Source organism: Roseateles sp. (assembly GCF_049240545.1).
Classification (GTDB): domain Bacteria; phylum Pseudomonadota; class Gammaproteobacteria; order Burkholderiales; family Burkholderiaceae_C; genus Paucibacter_A.
In genome coordinates, this window is record NZ_JBMLSK010000246.1 from 1 (window position 1) to 1,047 (window position 1,047).

Below are 1,047 nucleotides of genomic sequence, written 5' to 3' on the forward strand. Positions count from 1 at the left end.
GGCTACCGACCACGCACAATTGCGATGTCGACAGCCTGCTGCCGGTGGAGGGCTGAGTGGCGGCGGTTGGGGGCTGAGGCACAACAAAGGGCGAGGTCGAGCGGTAGGTGTCGTCGCCGGACGCTTACGGTCCTCCGTCGGGGAAATCGTAAGCGTCCGCCCACCACACCTACCGCAACCCCTCGCGCTGTGCTGAGCCTCAGCCGGTGACCGCCCCCCAGCCCTCCACCGGCAGCAGGCTGTCGACATCGCAATTGTGCGTGGTCGGTAGCCGGGTGAGCACGTCGGTCAGCCAGGCTTGCGGGCAGAGGCCGTTGGCCTTGGCGGTGGCGAGCAGGCTCATGATCGCGGCGGCGCGTGGGCCGGCTTTCGTGCCGCCGATGAACAGCCAGTTCTTGCGGCCGAGCGTGATCGGGCGGATCGCGTTTTCGATCGGGTTGTTGTCGATCGGTCGACCGCCGTCGTCGAGGTAGCGCAGCAGCGCGGGCCAGCGGCTGAGTGCGTGATTCACGGCCTTGGCAAGGCCGCTGTTCTTCAGTGCCTTGAGGCCCAGCGCCTGCAGCCAGTCGTGCAGTTCGGTCAGCCGCGGCGCGGCCTGCTGCTGGCGATAGGCGCGCAGCGCCTCGCCGTGGAGTCCTTGGTCCTTGGCCTCGGCTTCGATGCGATACAGCGCGCCGATGCGCTCGACGGCCTCCTGCGCCAGCGGGCTGCCGCTGGCCTGGGCGACCTCGACGAATTTGCGGCGCACATGCACCCAGCAGGCGAGCTCGGTGACGCCCTCGCGGAACAGCGCCTTGTAACCGGCGTAGTCGTCGACCATGAGCGCACCGCGCCAGTCCCCGAGGAACTCGCGTGCGTGCTTTCCGCTGCGGCTATCGGCGTAGTCGAACACCACGATCGGCGGTCCGGCCGTGCTGCGGTAGGCGAACAGATAACTCTGCTGGGTCTTGCCGCTACCCGGATCGAGCGTGTCGACCGGCGTCTCATCGGCATGCAGGCAGGCTTGCTCGCGCAACCTCTCGCGCAAGCGATCAGCGAGCGGCTGCA

General features: G+C 68.2%; 1 protein-coding gene. It reads right to left on the bottom strand.

From position 1 onward, the window contains the following. Positions 1-199 precede the first annotated feature (199 nt). Positions 200-1,047, bottom strand: an 848-nt coding sequence (gene tnpC, locus ACOVRJ_RS16710; protein ID WP_422044966.1) for an IS66 family transposase, incomplete at its 5' end; no start/stop codon positions are given.